This window comes from Rhodoglobus vestalii (genome assembly GCF_006788895.1).
Taxonomy (GTDB): domain Bacteria; phylum Actinomycetota; class Actinomycetes; order Actinomycetales; family Microbacteriaceae; genus Rhodoglobus; species Rhodoglobus vestalii.
The window spans coordinates 2,693,352-2,717,569 of the sequence record NZ_VFRA01000001.1 but is presented as its reverse complement, the minus strand read 5'-3'; the positions used below and the strand labels follow the sequence as shown (position 1 = coordinate 2,717,569).

The following is a 24,218-nucleotide window of genomic DNA, read 5'->3' as shown; positions in this document are numbered from 1 at the left end:
TCCGATTGCTCCTTACGAGCTCAGTTTTCTTCTAAAAGTCGTGACAGGTACCGCGCTACCGCGCGCACTGCTGCCATATTGTTCGAGTAGTCCATCCGAGTCGGGCCCAAGACTCCCAGTCGCGCGACGTCGCCGCCCGATGAGGAGTAGCCACCCGTAACGACGGAGGTCTCCTCAAGCCCAAATTCTGCGTTTTCTCGGCCGATGCGAGTAGACACTGACCCACTTGTCACCTGCATCTCACCAAAGAGGCGCAACAACGTGACCTGCTCTTCTATTGCCTCAAGCACGGGAAAAATGCTGCCCGCAAAGTCTTGCTCAGTTCGTGCAAGGTTTGCTGTGCCTGCCAGAACAAGTTTGTCATGCCGATTGGCCAACACCTGTTCCACGAGACTGGAGGCAATCTGACTCACAATGGGCTGGCGCTCAACCGGGAAAATTTCAGCAAAGCGGGTGAGGCTCTCGGCCGCATCAGGCAGTGACTGCCCCATGAGTGCCGAGTTCAACTTCGCTCGCATCTCTCCCAAGAACACATCATCGAGCGGTTCTGAGACATCGATAAGACGTTGTTCGACGCGGCCAGAATCGGTAATGAAGACCGTCATGATGCGGGATGCACTCAGCGGCACCAACTCGATGTGGCGCACCCGTGCCGTTGCCAGCGAGGGGTACTGCACCATCGCGACACTGTTGGTGAGCTGGGAAAGCATGCGTACTGTGCGGGCCAGCACATCATCCAAGTCGTCAGCCTGGCCCAAAAAGGACTCGATTGCTTGGCGTTGAGCGCTCGTGAGCGGGCGAAGATCAGCGAGTTGATCCACGAACACCCGGTAGCCCTTATCGGTGGGCACACGGCCAGATGAAGTGTGCGGGGCAGTGATCAACTCTTCATCTTCGAGGAGAACCATGTCATTGCGGATCGTCGCCGCCGACACTCCAAAGGAATGACGTTCGACAACCGACTTCGATCCGACAGGCTCGCGCGTGGCAACGTAGTCCTGCACAATGACTCGAAGCACGTCAAGCCCGCGGGCGGAAACCATGCCACCACCCACCTCTCTTGATTGGCACTCAATCTGCTCGACTGCCAATCTTACTCGACACACTCTGACACCACCGTTGCACCGCACGCGTGATTAGCGCTAGCGTGTTCCTGTACTTGGGCGATACCCTACCGGGGCAATGCTCAGGTGTTACGCCGAGTATTTTGATGAAACCCGGGAACTTCCCTCGTTCACCTGAAAGGCACGAACACATGACTGACGCAAATCCGCAGCCCGCCGCACCGCAGCCGGCAGCGCAACTAACCCCGGCTGAGGACAAGCAGTGGGCGTCCTTCGCTCATCTGGGTGGAATCATCGGCTTCCTGCCCTCGCTCATCATCTGGCTGGTATTCAAGGAGCGCGGCGCTTTCGCTAACACCGAAGCCAAAGAGGCCCTGAACTTCCAGATCACGATGGCGATCGCACAGGTTGCTCTGTTTATCATCGGTTCGATTCTCACAGCAGTCACCTTTGGCCTCTTCGCCATCCTCCAGACGCTCTTGAGCTTCGCGATCTGGGCCGCCTCGCTGATCTTCTCGATCATCGGATTCACTAAGGCCAAGGACGGCACGAACTACCGTTACCCCTTCGCTCTTCGCCTCATCAAATAGCACGCCTTTGGGTAGCTAACTGATACCCAGCCCCGAGAGCTTCTGCTCTCGGGGCTTCTCTTTTGCCCAATGCACGCTTTAATGGAGTCATGTCAGACTCCACACCCCCCACCAGCTCACCGTACGCACCAACCCAGCCGATGAATCCCAGCGACGAGAAGCTTTGGTCGACGCTTATTCATGTCGGTGGAATTTTCTTTTCCTTCATCCCAGCGCTCGTCGGACACCTCGTGTTTAAGGATCGCGGGCCATTCGTGCGCGCCCACACGCGCACGGCGCTCAATTTCCAGATCACCGTGGCGATCGCCTACGTTCTGAGCCTCATCCTCACCGTGGTCCTCATCGGCTATCTCATGCTCGTTGGCGTCGGCATTGTCATCATTGTGTTCAGTATTATGGCCGCAATTGCTGCCAACAATGGTCAGGCCTACAAGTACCCGCTGACCTTCGAGTTCATTAAGTAGTTCGAACTCGCTAGACAGAGCGAACCTACCGCTTCAAATGGGGGCGTCCGCTAGCAGTCGCCGCACCACGGCATCCGCAAGCAGGCGCCCCTTCAGCGTGAGCTCAATCGTTCCCCGCAGTGCGGAACGCGCAACGACAAGCTCGTCAGCGATGAGGCCAGCTACCGCGTTCCGGCCGTCAGTATCGAGGGTGTTGATGTGCAAACCATTCCGAACGCGGGCGCGCAACAGCACGTGCTCCAAATATTTGCTCGAATCGGCCAACGTCTCCCTGCCTGCCCCCGGCGAGTGCCCGGCGGCCATCCGGTCGGCGTAGGCAGCAGGGTGCTTCACGTTCCACCAGCGCACCCCTCCCACGTGGCTGTGCGCGCCAGGGCCAATACCCCACCAGTCATTGCCCAACCAGTAGCCCAAATTGTGACGGCTTGTGTTAGTCACTTCTGGGTCACTGCTGCCTTTGGCCCAGTTGCTGACCTCGTACCACTCATAACCCGCAGCGCTAAGTTTCTGCTCGGCCAGCTCATACATGTCGGCCTGCAGGTCGTCATCGACCGAAGCGACCACACCGCGGCGAATTTGACCCGCAAGCTTTGTGCCCGCCTCGATGATGAGAGCGTAGGCAGAAATGTGATCCGGGCTCTGCCCAATTGCTTGGTCGAGCGAGCGCTCCCAATCCGCCAAACTTTCGCCCGGCGTGCCATAGATCAGGTCGAGGCTGACATCGAGCCCTACCTCGCGGGCCCACGCGACTACGTGGGGAACCCGCGCAGGGTCATGGGTGCGCTCAAGAGTCGCCAGCACGTGCGGCACCGCCGACTGCATCCCGAACGAGATCCGCGTGAAACCGGCCTCCTTGAGCGCGAGCAAATATTCTCGATCAACTGAATCTGGATTTGCCTCGGTGGTGATTTCGACATCCGAAGAAAAGCCCCACGTGTCGCGGGCAGCGGCAAGCATTCGGGTCAGGTCGGTCACCGGCAGCAGCGTTGGCGTGCCTCCGCCGAAAAACACCGTGGAGGTCTCCCGCGACGCAACCCCAGCCTGAGACAAAACAGCCGAAGCCAAAGCCATCTCAGCAATAGCTTCCGAAGCATAATCAGAGCGCTTCGCCCCCCGCAACTCCTCGCTGGTGTAGGTGTTGAAATCGCAGTAACCGCAGCGCACCCGGCAGAACGGAACGTGAATGTAGACGCTCCACGGTCTGCCCTCAGAACCCACCGCTGCAGACTCGGGAAGGGCACCATCGAGGGGTGCGGGATCTGCAATGGGCACAACACCTGGCACGAACTAGTCTCCTCATCAACCGATTACAAGCGCGCAACAGCGAGTGTGTGCAGGCCTCACTCAATTGTCGCACCTCGTACGTGGGAGAATGAAGAAGTGAAAACACACATCCTGTGGGACATCGACGGCACCCTCATTCACAACTCGCCAGACGGCGCCAACGTGTACCTTGAGGCGTTCACACAGCTCACCGGCGCCCCGCCGCTGCATCGCATCACCAACCCACACGGGATGACCGAAGGGCAGCTGCTCAGCGAACTGCTGCAACTGAACGGTCAACCATCCACGATGCTCGATGACCTTCTCACAGAGCTCGACGTACATACCCTTGCTCAACACGACGGTGGTTTTATCCGTGAGGCTGTTGCTGGTGGCCCCGAGGCCCTTCGCGAGGTCGCGCACCGCGGATGGGACAATGCGCTGCTCACCGGAAATGGTCCGCTCCACTCCCGCTACAAACTGCTGGCCGCCGGATACTCGGCTGACGACTTCACTTGGCAGAATTCGTTTTTCGGCGATCGTTCACCCAGTCGCCCCCACCTCACCTCGCTCGTGACACCCCAACTCGGTGACGGAACCCACATCATTGTTGGCGATACACCCAACGACGGAATCGCCGCCGATGCCGCCTCGCTACCCTTCATTGCCGTCGCCACAGGTGCCTACTCGGTCGCAGACCTCCGCAACACCAGTGCACTATTGGTCGTAGACAATCTCGTCGGCGGGCTCGAAGAGGTGCTTGACACCATCACGCAACTCACCGAGCGCGGCTAATCCGCAGGAATTGCTCCCGCAAGCGCTCGCAAATAGCGGCCAACCACGACGAACTGCAACACTCGCAATGCGGGTGACAGCAGCATCCACTTCGTCGACGCCGGTCGCGAGAAGGAGCGGACAGTGATCCACACCGAATTATCGTCGCGACGCTCGATCATGAACGACTCTTCGCCACGAAGCGGATGACCTTCAAGCGTTCCATACGCAAAACCGGCAACGGTGGGCTCATCCACCACATACACGACACGGACGGGCTCATGCGCCGTCAACCTGCCGCGACCGATGGAAAGAATGATTGTGTCGCCGGCACGCATCTTCGGATGCGTCGCGCTGTCCTTCGACAGATCGAGTAATTCACCGGCCGCATCGCGCGGCAACAACGTGACCCCGAAGCCGCTGCGACGCTTCACACCCCACGTCATGATCTGATGGTGGGCAAAAGCCCACCGTTCATCACCGTGCCCGATGCGAGCGCTGCGCTCGACCCGGCGAAAGCCCGCCGGCGGAAGCACCGTGAAAGTGCTGCCGCGCGTGGCACCTACCGCTCCGTACGTAACGGGCGCATTGGGGTAGGTGCGGGCATCCACTTCGTCTACTTCTTCTCTTTGCCCGACTCGACTTCACCAGACAGCGCCGCAATAAACGCAGCCTGCGGAACCTCGACCCGGCCCACCATCTTCATGCGCTTCTTGCCCTCTTTTTGCTTCTCAAGGAGCTTACGCTTGCGACTAATATCGCCACCATAGCACTTAGCCAAAACGTCCTTGCGCAATGCACGAATCGACTCCCGGGCAATGATGCGCGCACCAATCGCTGCCTGAATCGGCACCTCAAACTGTTGACGCGGAATCAGATTCTTCAGCCGCTCCGTCATCAGCACACCATAGGCATACGCCTTGTCGCGGTGAACAATGGCGCTGAACGCGTCAACTGCTTCGCCCTGAAGCAAGATGTCAACCTTCACGAGATCAGCAGTCTGATTGCCACTGGGCTCATAGTCGAGACTCGCATAGCCCTGCGTGCGGCTCTTCAGATGGTCGAAGAAGTCGAAAACAATTTCGCCAAGAGGCATCGTGTAGTGAAGCTCAACACGGTCAGTACCAACATATTCCATACCCTGCATGGTTCCGCGCCGCGACTGGCACAGTTCCATAACCGTGCCGACAAAATCTTTCGGAGTCAGGATGGATGCCTTCACCATCGGCTCGGTGACGCTCGTGATCTTGCCGACCGGGAACTCGCTCGGGTTAGTGACCGTAGTAACGCCCTTGTCATCGCTCATGACCTCATAGATTACCGAAGGCGCAGTCGCGATCATGTCGAGATTGAACTCACGCTCAAGACGCTCGCGCACAATCTCCAAGTGCAGCAGCCCCAAGAAACCGCAGCGGAAACCAAACCCCAAAGCAACCGAAGTTTCAGGCTCGTAGACAAGCGCAGCATCCGACAACTTCAACTTGTCGAGAGCCTCCCGAAGAACCGGGTAATCAGAACCGTCAATCGGGTACAGCCCCGAGAACACCATCGGCTTCGGCTCGGAATAGCCCTTCAGAGGCTGCGTCGACGGCTTCGCGAAGTTGGTGACCGTATCGCCCACCTTGCTCAGGCGAACATCCTTCACCCCCGTGATGAGATAGCCGACCTCACCGACACCAAGACCCTTCGTCGCCGTAGGTTCCGGCGAACTGACACCGATCTCCAACAACTCGTGAGCCGACTTCGTCGACATCATCATGACCTTCTCGCGCGGCGCCATCGAGCCATCAATCATGCGGACATAAGTAATCACACCGCGATACGCGTCATAAACAGAATCAAAAATCATCGCACGGGCAGGTGCAGACGGATCACCCACCGGTGCCGGGATCAACCGTGTTGCCTCATCGAGCAACTCGGGAACACCCACCCCCGTCTTACCCGAAACACGAAGAACCGTCAACGGATCGCAACCAATAAGGCCCGCAATCTCCTCCGCATATTTGTCCGGATCAGCAGCAGGCAAGTCAATCTTATTCAGCACAGGAATGATCGTCAGATCGTTCTCCATCGCCAAATACAGATTCGCGAGGGTTTGAGCTTCAATACCCTGAGCGGCATCCACCAAAAGAATTGCGCCCTCACACGCCGCCAGAGAACGCGAAACCTCATAGGTGAAATCGACGTGGCCAGGCGTATCAATCATGTTGAGCGCATACGCCTGCTCAAAGCCACTCTCGTCCGTGAGAGCCCACGGCATACGCACCGCCTGGCTCTTAATGGTGATGCCGCGCTCCCGCTCAATATCCATACGGTCCAAATACTGGGCACGCATATCGCGGTCGCTGACAACCCCCGTGACCGACAGCATGCGGTCAGCGAGGGTGGACTTGCCATGATCAATATGGGCGATTATGCAAAAGTTGCGGATAAACGCAGGATCGGTCAAGGCAGGCTCAAGAGTGTAAGAGGCGCGAGGAGACATCCACCCAATTCTCCCACGACACCGACAGTCTTGCGCGCACCCCGCTAAAGTTGAGGTTTTGGGGGCTGTGCGCTGGGGTTAACAACTTGCCAAATGCATTTTTCACGGCGCAGGGGCTCCCGTAAAAACCCGTGCAAACAAGTTTGCACGGCGCTGGGGTCGCGCAATCGCTTCGCAATTGCCATAGCTCCACCGAAACCCGTGCAAACAAGTTTGCACGGCGCTGGGGTCGCGCAATTGCTTCGCAATTGCCATAGCTCCACCGAAACCCGTGCAAACAAGTTTGCACGGCGCTGGGGTCGCGCAATTGCTTCGCAATTGCCATAGCTCCACCGAAACCCGTGCAAACAAGTTTGCACGGCGCTGGGGTCGCGCAATTGCTTCGCAATTGCCATAGCTCCACCGCGCTGGTAACATTGCCTGTTGGCTTATGCATACGGTTCCTAGTCGAACAGTTTGCGCATCGCGGCCGAGGATCAGAACAACGATTCTCTTCCACGGCCGCCCACCATCTCTGACCCACAACCAAGAAAGTACCTACACGTGGCAAATATTAAGTCGCAGATCAAGCGCATCGGCACCAACAAGAAGGCACAAGACCGCAACCGTGCCGTCAAGAGCCAAGTCAAGACCGCTATCCGCGCAACCCGCGAAGCAATCAAGGCTGGCGACAAAGAGACCGCCACGGCACGTCTGCTCTCCGCGACCAAGACGCTCGACAAGGCAGCCGGCAAAGGCATCCTGCACAAGAACCAAGCAGCGAACCGCAAGTCGGCCATCGCCAAGCAGGTCGCAGCACTCTAAAGACCTCACATCGGCAGAACGCCGACGACACACAAACGCCCCCACCGTTCGCGGCCGGGGGCGTTTGTTGCTGAGGCGTTCGTTGCTACGAGACGCAGCAATCTAGCGGATGCCGCGGGCCGCCACAATAGAAATCATGCGCTCTAGCGCAAAAACGGGGTCGCGGCCCAAACCTTTGACCTGAGCATCCGTGTCCGCAATTGCCTCTATGGCGGAACCAAGCCCCGCATCATTCCAGCCCCGCAAATCTTTCATCGCCCTTTCGGCTTGCCATGGCGCCATGCCAAAAGTCTTCGCCGCCTGACCCGAAGACATCGATCCGCCCGAAAGTTTCGCCATCGTGCGCAGCTTCGACGCAAACGCAGCAACGATCGGAACCGGGTCCGCTCCCGACGCCAACGCGTGGCGCAACAGCACAAGGGCCTCCCCAGAGCGGCCAGCGATTGCGGAATCGGCAACTGTGAAGGCGCTGGTTTCGACACGCCCAGAGTAGTAGCGCGCCACCGTTGCTTCATTGATCTCATCGGCATCATCGGCGATCAACTGCTGACAGGCTGCCGCGAGTTCTGCTAGATCGGCTGAAAAAGCAGAGACGAGCGTCCGGAGCGCTCCCGGGGTCACTCGCCTTCGGAGCGTCGAAAACTCCGCGGCCGCAAAATCGTACTTCTCGGCATCTTTCTTGAGCTCGACACAGGCCACCTCAATGCCACCGCCGGCACCTGAACGGATTGCGTCGAGAAGTTTTTTGCCGCGCACCCCCCCGGCGTGGCGCAACACCACGTAGGTGTCTTCGGCAGGGGCATCCAAATACTTCAGAGTCTCAGTGATGAACGCATCAGAACATTTCTCCACATTTGTGACGCGGATCATCCGTGGTTCGCTGAATAGCGACGGGCTTGCCAAACTAATGAGGTCACCGGGGGCATATTGGTCAGCTTCGAGGTCACTCACTTCAAGACTGGGGTCTTCTGCTTTGAGGGTGTCGCGCAGTATGCGAATGGCGCGGTCAGCAAGAAAACTTTCGGTGCCGCTGACCAGCACGATCGGCGCCGGGCGCACCTGGTTCCACGCTAATTGTGCAATTGCGACCTTCGGTTTGACCGGTGATCGTGCGGGGGGCTTAGCGGCCACGAGACTCCTCAGATAAAACTGTGATTCCAGCCTAATGTTGCCCGCCGATGTGCCGTTCCGTCCACAGCCGAACCGATCCAGGGTGCGTTGCTGGCGATACCAACACTAGGCCGTCAGTGTCGCTTCGCACTGCCGTGATTCCCGCCTCCTCAAGCATCGTTAGGGCATCATCCGTTGGATGTCCGTAGCCGTTCTCTGCCCCAACACCGACTAATCCCACGGTGGCGTCGAGCGCGTCATACAGGGGCGGGTATTGATCGGCTGACCCGTGATGGCTGACTTTGACGACATCCACTTGTGACAGCGAGCCTTCTTCGAGAAGGCGCGCCTGCGCGCTTTCACCAAGGTCACCGAGAAATGTCGAACTGAGGCACTGTTGCTCGCAATCAGGTCGCGGAAGAAACTCGATCACAATGCTCGCATCGTTGCCGGGGTCGATTCCCGTGAGCGGCTCGCCGGGCCACAGCACGTTCCAGCGCAGTGCACCCAACTCGCCGCGATCCCCTGTGCTAACAGCACGTACCTGGGCGCCCGCTGCCCCCAGCGATTCGAGCACAGTTCTGTCTTCATCGGATCCGACCGGGCCAACGAGCACCACATCTGCTCGCCCAAAGATTGCCTCGGCACCACCCACATGGTCATGGTCAAAATGGGTGAGCACCAGCAAATCAACGCGATCAACACCCAGTCGTGACAGGCACGCCTCTAGAGGGTCAGGATCTGACCCGGTGTCGATCAGCGCGATCTGCTCGCCACTTCGAACAACAACGGCATCTCCCTGACCAACGTCACACTGAGCAAACTGCCAATCATCGGGCCACAACAGCGCCGCGCTCACTCCGAGCCCGACTGTCGTTGCCCCGGCAAGAGTGGCACACACCACCAGCGTCGCGAGCGCCCGCTGTCGCCACGGATGCTGCATCACCAGCGCCACCAAAAACAGAACCGTCACAACGCTGAGAGCGACGACGCCGACCCAGCCCTCCCACCACGGGATTCGTGCCCCCGGGGCCCCAGCAAAAAATGTTGCCACGGCAGCTACCCACGCGGAGGGCAACCACGCAATCCACATCAGCCCGATGCCGAGCGGTGGACACAGTGACAGTGCCACACAGGCCGCCAAACCCACGACGGTGGCCACGGGAGCAGCCGGGGCGGCGAGCACGTTCGCAACAACACCGTACGTGGGAAGCGTCGGCTGCAACAGCAGGAGGATGGGTTGGCAGGCGAGTTGTGCGGCGAGAGGCACAGCGATGACGAGCGACAACCACCGCGGCAACCATCGGCTAAGAAGGTGCGCCAACGGTTCCGCAAACAGCAGAAGGCCTGCCGTCGCGAATACGGAGAGGGCGAACGCAAAGTTGCGCGCCAGCCACGGATCAAACACAAGAAGACTGATCGCGGCAAGCGAGAGCACGGCCATCCCGCGGAGCGGTCGCCCGATACCCAGCGCGATGAGAACCAGTGTTGCCATTAGGGCCGCTCTCAGCACACTAGGGTCAGGTGTCACCACAACAACAAAGGCGAGCAGCACCGCCACCGACAGCGCAATTCGCACGATACGGTGGGCACCGAGTCTGCTACCGAGGGCCATGATGAGCCCGACGACAATGGCACAGTTTGCCCCTGAAACCGCCGTCAGGTGACTCAGCGAGCTCACACGTACGTTGTTACAGTATTCATATGAGGGCAATTATTTACACCCGCCAGTCGCTCGATAAGACCGGCGAAGAGGCGGGAGTTACTCGGCAACTTGATGACTGCCGCGCTCTAGCCGTCCGAAAGGGCCTGGACGTTATTGCGGAACTCAGTGATAACGATACCTCCGCGACAACAGGTGTGCGTCGACCAGCTTTTGACAGACTGTTAGCACTCGTTGAGCAAGGAGACGCCGACACCGTCGTGATCTGGCACCCCGATCGCCTGTACCGCAGACTGACCGACCTCGTGAAAATCACCGACGTCGCAAAGGATCATGGGCTGACGATTCTCTCCGTCCGAGCAGACGACATTGATTTGAGCACCCCGAGCGGAAGAATGACCGCGAGCATCCTTGGGGCGGTCGCGACTCACGAAGGAGAGCACCGCACCGACCGCCAGAGGAACGCATACAAGCAACGAGCTACAGCAGGGGAATGGCATTTTTCGCACCGGCCGTTTGGGTATAAGCGCGACAGCGGGAGAGTCATCCAAGTTCCAGAAGAGGCAGAGGTGCTTCATGAGGTTCTGAACCGCTACTACGTGGAGGAAGAACCTCGCTACTCCATCATGAGTTATTTGAATGCTCACGGGATCCTCACCCCGAAAGGAAAAAGGTGGGGAATCATTCAGGTCCGCGATCTCTTAACGAATGGCCACTATGCCGGAATCTCAACCTACAACGGTGAAGAAGTTGGTCGAGGTAAGTGGGAGCCTATCGTCGACGAGAAGACATGGCGCGCGTGGCAGACGAGAGCGGCGAAACGTAAACGCAAATCGACATTCACCGCCGCCAAATATTTACTCAGCGGCATTGCCCGCTGCGGCGTTTGCGAAGGAGTCATCTATACCAAAAAACGGAAAGACGGTGGGCTGTCGTATTACTGCACCACCGGTGGATGTGTTCAAAGGTCACTCAAGGCGGTAGACCGTTTGATCGAGGCTGCGGTTTTCGCCAGGCTCAAGATGCCAGATTCTCTCGAAATACTGCGCCCCCGAGGGGCATCCGTTGAACATTTACATGCGGAGCGCACAGAGATCCAAGACCGGATCGATAACTTAGCCGAATTAGTGGCAGACGGCACCCTCACCGGCCAGGCTGTTAGAGAAGCAGCGAAGCCCCTGCGTTCCCGATTGAAGATGATTGATGAGAGTCTCGCAGCGGTTGAGACAGTCTCCGCAATCCCCAGCACATTGTTTGAGCCGGAAGTGGAGAGAAACTGGATTTCACTATCACTTCCGCAGAAGCGCGCGATCATTCGAGCCCTCATGGAGATCAGCATCGCTCGGCAAGCAAATCCCCGAGTCTTCCAGCCCGAGAAGATCCTTATCAAATGGCAGGGATCGTCGGAAGCGCTTTAGACTCCGCGGAATCAGAAAACTCTCAACTAGTCGAAGATCCGCGAGAGAGGAGAGAGGAACAAGAAGGTCGGAACGGCACGGCACCTACGAGCCCAGATCAACACCGTTCAGAGGGGTGTGAGACCAGAATCCGTGGGGCCGGCCCAACCATCCACAAGCCACCTCAATCTTCACGGCCCGCCGATCCGACCACACGAAGAATCCACCAAGCCATCAGCAGGACGACCGCCAGCGGTGCGAAAACGGACAGGACGATGCGGGTGCGCCGGCGCCAAGTGGGGGCGAATAGTGAGAGCGCGCCGTAGGTGATGACGGCCATGATTAGCCAGGCTTGTAGAAAAGGCCAGGGGCTTGACTCAGTCATTGTTCCCCACAGACACAGCAAGAACACGTCCGCTGCCAATCTCGACGGCAAGAGTCTTAGCGGCCGCGAGTGCTGCTAAGTCAGCCTCACTGAGGACGAGAGCCGACACTGTGCTTGGGCCAAATACTTTGCTGGCGGCATCGAGTTCACTGACATGCAGCCATCGGACGTTCATGCCCTGGCCTTCTGAATCGACGAGCGCGTGTACCGGTGTCCATATCTCGGGTTTCGTCTTTGATCGGTTTGGCGATGGAAGGTTGGAGTCCATGTCTCGTTGTGAAGAGACCTTTCGATTCAGTTTGTTCATTTCGGATCTGTGCGCGGCCCCAACGGTCATGTAACCTCCGCCCTTCGTTGTCGAAGTGGGCATGGCCAGGATCGCCAGTATTCGAAGATGTGTCCGATAGGGATTACGACGATACAGACGGAAATGGAGGCGCGGGTGCCGGCAGGTCATTCGACGACACCGACAATGACGGTGCGGGTGGTGCCAGTGGATGAGCCATCAATGGTTGGTGTCTCTACGGCAGGCCACGGTGTTGTCAGCGCAACCTCATTCAATGGGTTGCCTGTGATTCCTGACAGTGAAGCGGTCACACGATAAACGTGGGTGACACCGTAGGTGAAGTCAGCGGGGTGCACGAGGTTGTGGGTCCTCACACTTGGCTTGGCGGAGGCGCCAGCGAGACCAATTTCGGCGGCGCCGACAAAGTGCAGGTCACGACCGGCCGAGTGGGAAACAATCTAGCCTCCTTTAGCCGTCGCAAGAGGTTGTGCGCCTTGACCCACAGGGCCCGGACCGGTGCGTGTGGTGCGTCGTGGTGCGTCTTTCTCAACCGATCTGCCTAAAGATCTCTTGAGTAATGAAAATTTTGGCTAGTGGGGAGTAAATATGCGCACCATGACGCACCACACGCACCACTTTTGAATCTCTCAAACTTTTTTTGGGGCCATCTGAGTTATTCAGCATATTTCGCCGCATGTCAATAAGTACAGGCAGCTACACCGCCTGGAACCTCCGGGAGTTGCTCCTTGGAGTCCTGCGATGAAAGGCCACCAATGAACGACTATTCCCCCGACGATAACGGTGCTCAAGAGCTCGAACTGCGAGCAAAAGCTCAGGTGCTTGGGTCCACCGAAGTTACCTATTCACTAGATGGTGCAGCATTCGAACCGTCTACCGTCGTTGAAGCAACAAGCATTCTGGCGGTCAAGCTGGGCGTTGGTAGCCATCGTTACATCGATTCGACGCGCTACTATGCCATCGCAGTCGAAACACCAGCACCGGAGACGGATGCGTTCGACGCGGTCGCGCCCGCTATCGCCCGTGCTTCCTGTGCTCGTCTATTCACAGCACTGCGCACTGGGTGGTCCGAGACGACAGACCATGGGACGGTCGTCCATCATGCACTGGTTCCGGCCGTCAATGACGCTGCTTTTCAGGATCTCATCCGAAGCTTGCCAACCCGAGAGACACACAGTGGCCCGAACATCGTCGCCAAAATTCTCTTCCGAGCTGACCAAGCCGTCCTTCCGTCGATTACAGCAGATGGCCCGTACACACTATTCGGAGGACAATTCGCTGGAGCTGCCGTACTGACCGGACGTGAGCTCATGGGAATCGCTGTCGTCCTCGACGAATCATCGGACCGCCGCGACGGTATGGCTCGCGGTATCTACGACATTCGCGAACACGACGCCCATACAAACGATGTTCGTGACCGCTTCAATCGAACCCAAAACTCTGTAGACGTTGAACGCCAACTCGTCAATCTCGACTGGAGAGTAACCGAAGAGAACACTGAGAGCGTTCACCTCACCAAAGACGGCTTCATGGGCGAGTTGTTACGTAGCACTGGCATGTTCATCGAGCGGGGTGAGCGCAACGCAATGCTCAAGGACGATGCCGTCGCGCACACTGCCTTCGACCTTCTGATTGGTATCCGTCTCACCGGGGCCCTCACCGACGCCAACGCCGAGTCCGCCGCGAACTGGCTCGTTGAGCACGCAGTGGTCACAACCGATCTGGTTATCTTCTCTGCTCGCGGCAAGATCCCTCAAATTGAACGTACGGGCACCACCCAGTCAATTATCAAGACCTGGGCTGAAACCATTCGCGTCGCACACTCCAGCCACGACGCCGCGACTCCGTTGGCACTTCGTAGAACGGTGACCGGGATAACCCAGGGTGTTGTTTCGGTCACACCTTCCGGTGAGTTGAAATCCTGGGTAGATCGTGGAGCACGGACGCTGCTCATCGCCAGTGGCCAACTCTCCGAATTCAAGGGCAACGACGACCAAGGCAACCCGCGCTACAAAAACTTCCACGAGATTCCCGAGACAATCGTCGAAGGAACAATTGAAGCGTTGCGCACTGAGAGCGTCCTGCCCGCTCTCGAATACTTTGGGCGCGAACCCCTCATCACCCGTGAAGGGCAGGTCATCAGCGAGCATGGGTACGACATGGCGAACAAGGCGTTCCTGAGTATCCCCCGCCGTGAAAGACGCCAGTGGCGCGATGAATACAACGTTCCCCGCACGCCAAGTTTGGCCGATGCTCAGGCAGCTTATGAGCTGCTCGACCTGGAACTACTTGGCGGATTCCCATTTGAGCATGATCGTGATGGCGCGCGCGCGCTCTGCTACGTCCTGACCGCGGTATGCCGAAGCCTGACAACGGGAAGCCCCGCCTGGCTTGCCGTTGCCCAGGACCGGGGGGTTGGCAAGACGCTACTTCTGATGGTCGGCCGTATTCTCGCCCAGGGGTCCGCGGAGGCTGCCAGCTATTACTTTGGCCGCTTCAATGATGACGAGACAACGAAGGCCATCGCGACGGCGCTGCGCAAGGGTGCGTCTCGGTTCGTTCACTGCGATGAAATTCCCAGAGGCGACATCATGAAATCGATTGTGATCACCGAAACAATCACTGGAGTCGATGGTGACAGCAGCATCCGGATACTCGGCTCGTCGGAGTCCGTGATCCGGTCTGGTCTGATCGTGAGCGCTGCCGGAAACAACGTCGAGACTGGCGGAGACCTGGGTCGACGTTTCATCAAAATTGCCCTCGTGAAACCCCAAGGCAAGCAGCCCGCACTTCGCAACCCGAACCTGATTGCGTACGTGAACAAGAACCGCCCGGCACTTCTCGCTGCCGTGCACACGATCGTTCTCTTTGGTATGCAAAACGAGGTAGCGCACCAGACCGAGAGTATGCGGTTCTCGCATAACTGGCAGGAAATCATCGTTGGGGCAATGACGCACTTACGCCACAAGACCGGACAATCACTAGCTGAGGTTGCACTCGATGGGTGGGCTGAGGAGATCGAGGTCGAGGACGAACTCGGGTCGGAATGGGGAAACATCCTCGCAACCCTCTGGGCAAAAAGCTTGGGACAGCCGAAAGATGCAGCCGAGCTCGCGATACTCGCGAATAATTACGACACTCGGCTCGGAGAGGTAGCCCCGGTACTCCCACCTAAACTTGTTGGTCACATTGGCGAAGCAGCAGGGAATTCTCGGATCTGGTCGAAGGAAATCTCCAGCGTGAACGGCACCAGCATTCCCCACGATGGCGCAACCTACGTCATCCGAAAAATTGACCGCGCGGGCAAAACACGACGCGCGCTCCAATATGCCATTACCTGCTTCAACGAGAACGGGCTCGTGCTTCCGGGACGAGACCCCAACGATCTGGAGACACCACAAGTCGCGGAAAACGACGACGAAGTTCTTGCATTGGAGTTCTCATGAGCCGCCTGACGCGCGCGGCACTTCCCGCGCTCTCTGCATGGCTGACCGAGAAACGCCCTCTCGGGTTTAGCCTCACGCAGACGCAGATCGCTGTGGCGGCATCCGATGGAACCAGTTGGGTGTCGAATCTCGGACACGACGAGTTCTCCCGAGAAATCCTGACCATGCTCGGCAACTCCGGCCGGCGAATCTGGTCTGAGATGGCTGGCCGTGCGGCAATTCGGCTAGCTCGAACCCTCAACCTAGAGGTCGGGGAACTCGATTGGATGTCCGATGTGACTACCGCACGCAATGTCGTCTACCCAGGGGTCCCCTTCACACCAAACAACCGTGGCGCCGCACTCAACGCGGTCGCCGCAGCCCGCTTCATGGTGGGTCTCACCGCCGATGCCCCGTTGCCAACCCGGGACGCGGTGCTCTCTTCTTGTGCACAAGAGAAACTCTGGCGACCACGTCAGGCGCGCGGGTGGAGAGTGGACGTTGCCCTCCTAGAGCGCGAACTCGCCGCGGCAACAACCGCACAAGCCCGAGCCCGAGCCGAACTCGGATTCGATATGACCGACACCTCGACCGCCAGCGGAAGCGCAGCCATACACGAATGGCTTGCTCGCGTCGGTATCGCCGTCGTCGACCGCAACAACAATCCTTCGCTAGTCCGCGACAACTACGACAAAACTGTGATCCCCAAAACACCAGAAGCAGCCCAAGCATGGGCAACATTCCGCAGGGTCCGCAGTATCGCGTCGCGGATTGGGAAGCTCAGGGAGATCAAAGCGGCCCTTCGCGGCGATCGCATATTCTCCACCGTCTTCATCCGGTCAACCCGAACCGGTCGAGGCACCGTGGTGAAGCCCGCTCTCCAGAACATCAACCGCGACTTACGCCCACTTCTCATCGCAGACGAAGGGCGAGTTTTGTGCTCACTGGATTTCGAACAAGTCGAACCCCGAGTACTTGCAGCTCTCGCCGGAGACACCGCCATGGCTGCCGCACTCGAAGCGGGCGACATCTACGCCGAGCTTGCCAAAACCATCAATGGACCCGCCTGCCTCGACGCTGAAGGAATCGTCACCGCAGAGGCCCGGGCTCAGGCCAAAGCAGCCCTCTTGGGCATTTTATACGGCAAGGGAATTCCCGCGATCGCATCGAGCCTCGGTGTCGATCGGACGCGAGCCAAATGGATCATTGATTCCATGTGGGATGCTTACCCGGGTTTGCGCCAATACGTCGATGGCCTCCGTGCTGACATGATCGCAGGCACTCCAGATCTAACACCTGACGGACGCCCGCTTCCCCGCGTCAAAGAACTCCATGTGATTTTGAACCACCGCATTCAAAGTTCCGCCGCCGACGTCTTCTACCAAGCCATCGCAAGAGTTGCTGCCCACATCCCAACCGACTATCTATTTCTCGGCATTCATGACGAGTTGGTTCTGAGCGTACCTGCCGGCCGGACTGAATTCGCCAAGCGCGCGCTTGCTGAGATGAACACCGTCTTCCATGGAATACCCATCCGAGGCCAAGCTGTCGAGTTGGGGATTGCCTGGAAGAAATAGCCACCAGTCTCGCAGCCGGTGTGGTCGTCTTCGACGGCCTGCGTCCCCACGAATGGTTAGTGGCCTTTCCACTCGTGGGGACATCAAACACACCGCTTCAACTGGCTGCTCAGGCCGTCCGTTTACTCCACATGTTGCCCTCACATTGTCAGTAAGAAAAACGGCTTGATTCTCGCCGATCGCCCCAACCTAAGAGCGCCGTAAATCGCCCAAGGCATTACCCGGCAGCCGCTCGATCTCCCTCCGTCATCTGTGCTCCGCCCCTAAGATGTAACTCCGGCCACCTCGACGTTGCATCCCCGAACCTCACTGAGACTGCGCTTCGCATCCTCGTCCCGTTGTCACTCCGGTTCGCTGACGCTCACTCGTCGGCTCCTTCGGAACTGGCACTGCGTGCGCTCACTCCAAGACCTTCGAGGGTTTCCGCATTCGCTCCAACCCCGTAGGTCTTTCCGTTCGCCCGCCGGCTGGGTGAATCCGTGATGGAGGCTGACCGGTCTGGTAACCTCCACCGGACTCCGAGCACCGTCACCTATTCCCTCGTCAGCTCAACCGGTCTGGTAACCCCAATGTTCTCCGCGAAACGTCACCCATCCCCAGAGCCCCCGTAACGCCGACGCCCCGACAACGTTGCGCTTCCGCGACTGCCCCAACCGACGCCGACAGGCTGCCCCCGGCAGGGTAACCACACTGCTTCGAAAACTTCACGCCCACTCGAAGAACAGCTAACCGTTGCCGCCGATGAGGAGTCCATTGAGATAGACGGCTGTTCACAAAAATGGACACAGACCGGTGGGGGAAAACATGGTGATGCATGAAGAAGGTCAGCACGGTGCGAAACGCGGCGAGCACAGCGAGCCCTCAGCAAACGAGACGAAGGCATAACGAAAGACAGGACGATGCGAAGCGTGCGAGCGCCAGCGAACACAAGAAGACGAAAAGAACAACAGAACGGGAAACACAGCGATGCGAGAAGATGCGAGCGCCAGTGAGCACAGGCAAGTCGCACCACACCGTGCACTCATGTCACCTCGGGTGACATCTCGTTGCACAGTGCGGCGCTCCCCGAAACAGTTGCGCAGCAACCCAGCAAACAACACGATGCACACAGGAGAACATGACGAAGTCACGCGAGGCGCGAAGCGCCGAGCTCTTAATATGGGCTCGACACCAGCACAGGTTATGCCCCGGTCGGCTACCATCGCGTAGTCAACCGTCGGCTATCGCCGCCGGGGTTGTGCACGGGGCGGGCCCGAGCGAATGAGGGAGGTGCGACTATCGCCGAGGGAGTCATCCAGCGGTCGAACGTCAGGAGTAGGTGACAGACATTGGCGGACGGACATTCTCGGGTCAACCCGGACGGACATCCGATGTCAGTCCGTGACGGGTCTGCTGCACGAGTAGGTGACAGGATCTTGTCAACATACATGCCGACGAATAGTGGCTGGTCGAAGCCGGTCAAGAATTTGTTGGCGACGGTCATGACCTGAAACTCGTCACCACCGATTGCTTTGTCGAGGGCGCGCCCCTTCAGACCGAGGTTCAAGATGGTTTCGGTGAGTTCGGTGACTCCCGAGTCGGGGTCATCGACGGAACCCGAGAACGTGACAAGCGCGCCGAGTTCTTTTTCGAGCTTGTGGTCCTTTCTGTATCGGTCGATCGCCCTCTTGTCTCGCACGGCTTCTAGGCGAGACCCCGTGACAACCATTACCTTCGCACGTCCGCCCCGTTCGCGGCGAACGTTTGTGCGGAAGTGTTCGACAATCACCGCAACTTTCGGCCCTTGCGACATGACCGTGGGTGTTTTCGGAGCGACTTAATGGCCGCACGCCGCTGTCCGTCTAGGTTGCTAACTGTTCAAAGCACAGAAACTTTAAGACAGGAAAACCGCGTGCGGGATCCAACCATGTGGCGAACTCTGCTCGGCGTCGAGAAAACAGTTGTGGAAGACGTTGATCTCGACTTTGATGTTGGGACTCTGGTCGCCCAAGTCAGGCCAACCAGCCCGATGCGGAACTGCTGCGGGAGCTGTCAGAAACGTTCACCGCGGTACGATCGGGGTGTCGTGCGGCGTCGTTGGCGTGGCCTGGACGCGGGCACGACCCGTGTTGATCTGGAAGCTGACTCGACACAGTCCAGTCAGCTCACAGATCACTAGCCAATGGTGGACGAATTGGGTGTTCCCATCCCCCACGTGTGGGCAATGTCCATCGCTTCCTGCCTTGAGGTCACTCCAAGTTTGCGATAGAGACTTCGAGTGTGCGTTTTGAGGGTGTTCTTGGAGATGAAGAGTTTTGCAGCGATTTCCACGAGAGTGAGGGGTGAGGTTAGCTCACCGAGTATTTCGCGCTCCCTGATCGTTGGCTTGGTCAGCTGTTGTGGGTGCCCACGAGACTGCTGGACGTCGGAGCACTTGATATTGACTGCCAGTGCGTCCGCCTCTGGCATCACCATTTGGCTACGTGCTCGAACGTCGACAAGCTGCTGACCTGCAAGCGTTTCGAGGTTGACCCGCATTCCTGCATTTGCTGCGATGCTCGCGGCCGTAATGAACGCGTCTTCAGCTGAGGTAGGTAAATCGGTCGATTCGAACGCGAGGGTTCGTGCAATGTAGACGGAAATCAGCGATGCAGTGGCATGTTCATGTCCGAGTTCGATGCAAGCGTTTGTTGCTTCTATTGCCGCGAGAGGGTCGCCGCGTGCAATGTGAGCGAGGGCGCGCGCCGACTCGATGCAGGGAAAATGTGCTTCGTTCGACGACTCGCCCTTCAACACCGTGAGGGCGGCGCCGGGCTGGTTGGATGCTGTGAGAATTCGGCTGAGGACGGATGCTATGGTTTGGCGAAACAGCGGAATCTTGTGCCGACCTGCCAAGGAACTGAGAAGATTCCTGAGAACTCCGGCGGCTGCCGGATTCCGGCCCGCCCGGAACATCGTTTGCGCCGCTGCGAAAGTGCTCACCCGCGCCCAGATGTCGTCGAATCGAGGATGGTTGCTCGCCGGAACTGTTACCGCAGGAATCGTGCGTTCCTCACCCTTGAAGGCCCGAATTAGGCACTCGCACCACGCGATCTCGGCTGCGGTGTAAGAGTGCGACAGATCCAGTTCTTGTTCTAGCGCGCGAGCGCGATTGATAAGTTCTTGTGTTGCTGCAAGTTCACCGTTCACTGTCAATGTGAGGGCCAGCCCGCTGAGCGCTCGGTAGGTGGAAGCTGGGTCGCGGATCGTTTCAGAAAGCGCCAGCGCCTCGTCGTAGTGAATGGCGGCACGGCGAAAGGCGCCATTAGACAATGCCGTCCTAGCGACCGCGAGCAGGTATTCGAGGTGGAGTTCCCCGATGTCGTTGGCTTCCTGGCGGAGGACACGTTCTCGGTCGGCCGTCGTTTCGGCGGCGACCTTTGCTGCCAGTTCCGGCCGTTCCCGATCCAGAAAAATCAACATGCGGGCAATGTGAACAGTCAACCGCGCGCGTGGAGTCAGCGTGCCGAGTTCGGAGTCCTTGGCGCCGAGAATGCGCGCGGCGTACGGTGCTGCGATCGATGCTGAGAGTGAATTCGAACAAATAAGCCAGACCGCCGCGGAACCCTCAAGGTGGAGAAGCATATCCGTCAAAGAGAACATAGAGCATAACTCTCGGGACTTGTCATGACTGTTCAGTCGGCGATAGCTGAGCCAGTGTGCGGCAAACAGGTCGATCGCCGAATTAGGCTCCCCGAGGTGTTGTAGCTGCTGTGCGGCGGAGCCCACATCACCGATGGCGACGAAATAGTCGCGGGCTAGTAGATGTAAGTGTCGTCGATTGTGGAGATAGTGGGGCAGCGTGATCGATCTCACGATTTCGCGCACGGAATCAGAGAGCCCGTACACATACTCGCCCTCCGGAGTTATCCAGGACTCCAGCAATCCCCGTTCCTGCAATGAACGAAGTTCAAGATCGACGCGACCTCCGCTGACTGCAGTCGCGAGGTGGCTTTCGTGAATTTCTGGAATCAGAGCAAGCAGCGCCAGCACGGTCGGTGCGCCCTCAGGCATCAGCTGCTGTGCTGCCTCCACAAGCACGTGGGCGTGTGCTGTCGCCAACGAGATTTCGACATCCCGCTGCGGATTGCGCACCACCTCAGAAACGAGCGCGGCAGAGAGCGCGAAATCACCGTGGTGGCGATCGACTATTCGCGCGGCCACCGCATCAGCAATGGGGAGGTCCAGACGTGCAAACTCACCACGGAGCGCACCGACTTTCACTCGGAGATCGTGTGCATTGAGGTCTGCAAGATTTTCACCAAAATGTGACATCGAGCGAAAATCGTCGTCTTCAATAAAAAGAATACGCAGTGCCGCAGACTCGGCGACGAAAGCAACAAGCGCGCTGAGCTCGCTTGGCGCTAGCCGTTGAACCCCAAGTTCGATCACGAGCATCGTTCGTCGACCACGTTTCTGGACAACTCCCCGAGCGTGCGTCCGCCGCTGTGCCAGTGCCCCAGGAGCAGGTATTGCCTGCATCGACGCATGATCCCAGTTCGCGACGGCAATCGCATCGAAAATGACGCCGAGAGCCTCCCGCTGCTGCATCGCGTCTGGCGACAGAGTCAGCCAGATCGTTTCTTGATTGACGACGCTGTGTCGCAACCATGCGGCAACCGCGGCTCTTTTCCCCATTCCGGCTGGCGTGCGGATCCAGGTGAGCGATTGTGCCGCGATGAGAGACTCGACCCGGGCTTCGAATGCCGAATTCCTCACCAAATCTCGCGACACTCTGGGCCGTGATCTGCCGTAGATGTGGACGGTAGGTCGGATCCGAGCTGCGCGATTGGCAGCCTCCTGCGTGACGCAGTTGTACTGGCCTCCGTGCGAACCACCGAGTTCCGGTCCACGATGATCGTCCCTTCCGCGGCTCTGAGAAGGTAACTGAAAACCATCCAGCCGACGACCCCGGATGTTGGTCACATCCTGCGTGTGGAAATGTGGCAAGTCTTACTCAAAACCCAGTCTGATTGTGTCTCTTGTCGACGTTCTATTCCTTCGCTGCAATCGGTACGAGTCCCGATGAGGGGTGCGGCCTTCCGGAAGGCCGCACCCCACGGAGTTCGTCTGACCCGATCAGACAAAACCGTCTAACAGCGAGAGCAACCACCGCTTCGCATACCCGAGAAGACAGTCGCGCACTCGTAAAAACAAGCTTGGCAGAGAAACAGGGAACCCAGACTTTTCGAACGGTTGAGATGCGGGGTGAGGTCACTTCGGGTGTCGTGTCGTGATTGGGATCGCTGACAACACCTGCGCGCCCCGTTCGAGGGGCGATCTCGCCTAAGGGGGTGAGCCGTCAAGCTGAGGTGGGGTGAGAAATTGCTGAACCACCTCACTACTTGCCGAGGGAGCCCTAACTTTGAGCCAAGCGAACATGATGCACCCGAGAAGAGAAAGGATCGTGAAAACTTGAAGACGCTAACGAGACCCAAACGGAGTTACTCCACTCAGGCAGAAGTCGCCGATGGTGAAAAACCCCGTGCGAAACTCGGCTTCGTCTTTCATTCCGAGGTATTTCAAAGTGTCCGTACGGGAGAGCCCATTCGTGTCAGATGCGATTGCGTTATCGCAACCGATCACAGCTACAGCGACTGGCTCGATCTGCCGGTAAACGCAGCCCTCAACGCCCAAGTGCGAACTAGAGCCGAAAATATCCCGGTAAAACCACGCCACTGAGAAAAGATACTTTTCATGCACAAGATTACCCGCGCAATCGTTGCCCCTGGCGAACGCCGTATAACTAATTCACCTTCGCTAAATCCCGATTTACAGCCTTAGCCGGCCCAATTATAGGAGTGATGCAATGTCCACTAATATCCCCCAAAACTCAGCCCAGCGGAGAGGGTTTCGCAAGATTCTCGCCATGGGCACCCTGCTCCTAGCGACCGCAGGCTTCAGCGGGATCGCCCAAAGCGCTTCTGCTGCGCAACCGGGAAACGCCGATATCACAGTAGAAGCCGTCGGTTACAACACCCACATTGGCGACAATTATGAAGGTATAAGTGTTGGCTATACATTGGGTGGTGATGATGCATTACAAGTTGAGTCAGTTTCCGTCGCTCTTTATTCTGGGACCACTCTGCTAGTTACAAACACGTCAAAATCAACAAGCCAAATCATCAACAAAGCAGGACAATTCAGCACTGCCTTTAGGACATGGATTGGTACATACAATTCAACTGGCACTTGGAATTTTGGAGATATGTCATGGACTCCAGAACTTGAGCTAAAGCCAACAAAAGCAGTTGTTACACTGACTGATTCTGCGGGCGGAACATACACAGGGGAAAAAACTACCCCTCTATCTGAGGCAACTGCAACTTGGGAACAATTGGTAGGCGTGACTTCAGGAGAGACCCCGGCGACCATGGCGGTCACCGGCGGGACCCTTGATATCACCGTCTCGACAGGATCGGTCTACCTGGGTGCGGCCGTTCCGGGGCAGTCCACGCCGCGCACGCCCCTTGGGGACATGGTTATCACTGATGCCCGCGCAGGCCAGTTGGGCTGGATCGCCTCCGCCGCGGTCACCGAATTCACGAGTGCAACTGTAACCGTTGATGGAAGCCCGGCCACGATCCCGGCCAGCGCCGTCGCCTACACCGCACCAACCGCCGACATGACGGGTACCGTGACGGTCACCGCCACCAGCCCCAAGTCGGTTGACTCGGCCGCAGCAGTTCAGACCGCCACCGCCGTCACCGGCAACAACACCGCGACCTGGAGCCCCACCATCGTCGTCACTGTTCCGGCCCAGGCCCTGGCCGCGACAGACTACGCAGCGACCTTCACCCACTCAGTGTCCTGAGTTTCACCACGGGATTCGGGGCGGCTGGTTTGAGCCGCCCCGAATCCTGACCCAGGACCTCATCCGAGCGGCTCGGTCACG

19 protein-coding genes and 1 pseudogene are annotated in these 24,218 nt (G+C 58.2%); 9 read left to right on the top strand and 11 right to left on the bottom strand.

What is annotated here, in order from left to right; all coding sequences use genetic code 11:
• Positions 1 to 20: 20 nt before the first annotated feature.
• Positions 21 to 1,043: a heat-inducible transcriptional repressor HrcA gene (hrcA, locus tag FB472_RS13395; RefSeq protein WP_141991304.1), complete on the bottom strand. Its 1,023-nt coding sequence runs from the start codon at positions 1,041 to 1,043 to the stop codon at positions 21 to 23.
• A 212-nt stretch (positions 1,044 to 1,255) separates the two neighbouring features.
• On the opposite strand from hrcA, the gene FB472_RS13390 reads away from it, so the two are divergent.
• Both FB472_RS13390 and FB472_RS13385 read left to right on the top strand, forming a co-directional pair.
• Entirely contained in the window at positions 1,256 to 1,654 is a 399-nt protein-coding gene (locus FB472_RS13390) for a DUF4870 domain-containing protein (RefSeq protein ID WP_141991303.1), read from the top strand.
• Between the two features lie 89 nt (positions 1,655 to 1,743).
• The gene (locus FB472_RS13385) at positions 1,744 to 2,118 is read left to right on the top strand and encodes a DUF4870 domain-containing protein (RefSeq protein WP_246078236.1); all 375 of its coding nucleotides are present in this window, start codon (positions 1,744 to 1,746) and stop codon (positions 2,116 to 2,118) included.
• Between the two features lie 33 nt (positions 2,119 to 2,151).
• Here FB472_RS13385 and hemW read toward each other — a convergent pair whose 3' ends face one another.
• Complete coding sequence (gene hemW / locus FB472_RS13380; RefSeq protein ID WP_141991302.1) at positions 2,152 to 3,402, bottom strand: radical SAM family heme chaperone HemW; 1,251 nt, start codon at positions 3,400 to 3,402, stop codon at positions 2,152 to 2,154.
• A gap of 96 nt (positions 3,403 to 3,498) precedes the next feature.
• Between hemW and FB472_RS13375 the strand changes: the two genes are divergently transcribed.
• Positions 3,499 to 4,176 (top strand): HAD family hydrolase, encoded by a 678-nt coding sequence (locus FB472_RS13375; protein WP_141991301.1) that lies wholly within the window; start codon positions 3,499 to 3,501, stop codon positions 4,174 to 4,176.
• Here FB472_RS13375 and FB472_RS13370 read toward each other — a convergent pair.
• Together FB472_RS13370 and lepA are read right to left on the bottom strand one after the other, a co-directional pair.
• Entirely contained in the window at positions 4,173 to 4,766 is a 594-nt protein-coding gene (locus FB472_RS13370; protein WP_021808993.1) for a DUF1990 domain-containing protein, read from the bottom strand. The genes FB472_RS13375 and FB472_RS13370 overlap by 4 nt on opposite strands.
• A gap of 5 nt (positions 4,767 to 4,771) precedes the next feature.
• The gene (lepA, locus tag FB472_RS13365; protein ID WP_141991300.1) at positions 4,772 to 6,640 is read right to left on the bottom strand and encodes a translation elongation factor 4; all 1,869 of its coding nucleotides are present in this window, start codon (positions 6,638 to 6,640) and stop codon (positions 4,772 to 4,774) included.
• A 543-nt stretch (positions 6,641 to 7,183) separates the two neighbouring features.
• Here lepA and rpsT point away from each other — a divergent pair.
• Positions 7,184 to 7,444: a 30S ribosomal protein S20 gene (rpsT, locus tag FB472_RS13360; protein WP_021808990.1), complete on the top strand. Its 261-nt coding sequence runs from the start codon at positions 7,184 to 7,186 to the stop codon at positions 7,442 to 7,444.
• A gap of 102 nt (positions 7,445 to 7,546) precedes the next feature.
• Here rpsT and holA read toward each other — a convergent pair whose 3' ends face one another.
• Together holA and FB472_RS13350 are read right to left on the bottom strand one after the other, a co-directional pair.
• Entirely contained in the window at positions 7,547 to 8,575 is a 1,029-nt protein-coding gene (holA, locus tag FB472_RS13355) for a DNA polymerase III subunit delta (protein WP_141991299.1), read from the bottom strand.
• Positions 8,576 to 8,606: 31 nt separating this feature from the next.
• The gene (locus tag FB472_RS13350) at positions 8,607 to 10,235 is read right to left on the bottom strand and encodes a ComEC/Rec2 family competence protein (RefSeq protein ID WP_170192099.1); all 1,629 of its coding nucleotides are present in this window, start codon (positions 10,233 to 10,235) and stop codon (positions 8,607 to 8,609) included.
• Positions 10,236 to 10,258: 23 nt separating this feature from the next.
• On the opposite strand from FB472_RS13350, the gene FB472_RS13345 reads away from it, so the two are divergent.
• Positions 10,259 to 11,635, top strand: a complete 1,377-nt coding sequence (locus FB472_RS13345) for a recombinase family protein (protein ID WP_141991297.1) — start codon at positions 10,259 to 10,261, stop codon at positions 11,633 to 11,635.
• 163 nt (positions 11,636 to 11,798) lie between these two features.
• Here the strand turns inward: FB472_RS13345 and FB472_RS13340 are convergent, their stop codons facing one another.
• The 3 genes from FB472_RS13340 to FB472_RS14095 all read right to left on the bottom strand — a co-directional run bounded on the left by FB472_RS13340 (position 11,799) and on the right by FB472_RS14095 (position 12,596).
• Positions 11,799 to 11,999, bottom strand: coding sequence for a hypothetical protein (locus tag FB472_RS13340; RefSeq protein ID WP_141991296.1), 201 nt, complete (start codon positions 11,997 to 11,999; stop codon positions 11,799 to 11,801).
• A complete protein-coding gene (locus FB472_RS13335; RefSeq protein ID WP_141991295.1) occupies positions 11,992 to 12,174 on the bottom strand; it encodes a hypothetical protein in 183 nt (60 codons plus the stop codon). The genes FB472_RS13340 and FB472_RS13335 overlap by 8 nt, the downstream gene beginning before the upstream one ends.
• Positions 12,175 to 12,452: 278 nt before the next feature.
• A complete protein-coding gene (locus FB472_RS14095; protein ID WP_170192098.1) occupies positions 12,453 to 12,596 on the bottom strand; it encodes a hypothetical protein in 144 nt (47 codons plus the stop codon).
• 462 nt (positions 12,597 to 13,058) lie between these two features.
• Here FB472_RS14095 and FB472_RS13330 point away from each other — a divergent pair, with 462 nt between their 5' ends.
• Both FB472_RS13330 and FB472_RS13325 read left to right on the top strand, forming a co-directional pair.
• Positions 13,059 to 15,749 (top strand): hypothetical protein, encoded by a 2,691-nt coding sequence (locus FB472_RS13330; RefSeq protein WP_141991294.1) that lies wholly within the window; start codon positions 13,059 to 13,061, stop codon positions 15,747 to 15,749.
• Entirely contained in the window at positions 15,746 to 17,305 is a 1,560-nt protein-coding gene (locus tag FB472_RS13325; protein ID WP_141991293.1) for a DNA polymerase, read from the top strand. The genes FB472_RS13330 and FB472_RS13325 overlap by 4 nt, the downstream gene beginning before the upstream one ends.
• 1,195 nt (positions 17,306 to 18,500) lie before the next feature.
• On the opposite strand, the gene FB472_RS13320 is transcribed toward FB472_RS13325, so the two are convergent.
• Complete coding sequence (locus tag FB472_RS13320) at positions 18,501 to 19,097, bottom strand: hypothetical protein (protein ID WP_141991292.1); 597 nt, start codon at positions 19,095 to 19,097, stop codon at positions 18,501 to 18,503.
• A 99-nt stretch (positions 19,098 to 19,196) separates the two neighbouring features.
• Here FB472_RS13320 and FB472_RS14735 point away from each other — a divergent pair.
• Positions 19,197 to 19,433: pseudogene (locus FB472_RS14735) on the top strand (transposase family protein); the annotation flags it as partial.
• Between the two features lie 26 nt (positions 19,434 to 19,459).
• Here FB472_RS14735 and FB472_RS14455 read toward each other — a convergent pair.
• On the bottom strand, positions 19,460 to 22,042 hold the full coding sequence (locus FB472_RS14455) for a helix-turn-helix transcriptional regulator (RefSeq protein ID WP_141991291.1): 2,583 nt from the start codon (positions 22,040 to 22,042) through the stop codon (positions 19,460 to 19,462).
• A 1,627-nt stretch (positions 22,043 to 23,669) separates the two neighbouring features.
• On the opposite strand from FB472_RS14455, the gene FB472_RS13310 reads away from it, so the two are divergent.
• Complete coding sequence (locus FB472_RS13310; protein ID WP_141991290.1) at positions 23,670 to 24,137, top strand: hypothetical protein; 468 nt, start codon at positions 23,670 to 23,672, stop codon at positions 24,135 to 24,137.
• Positions 24,138 to 24,218 lie beyond the last annotated feature (81 nt).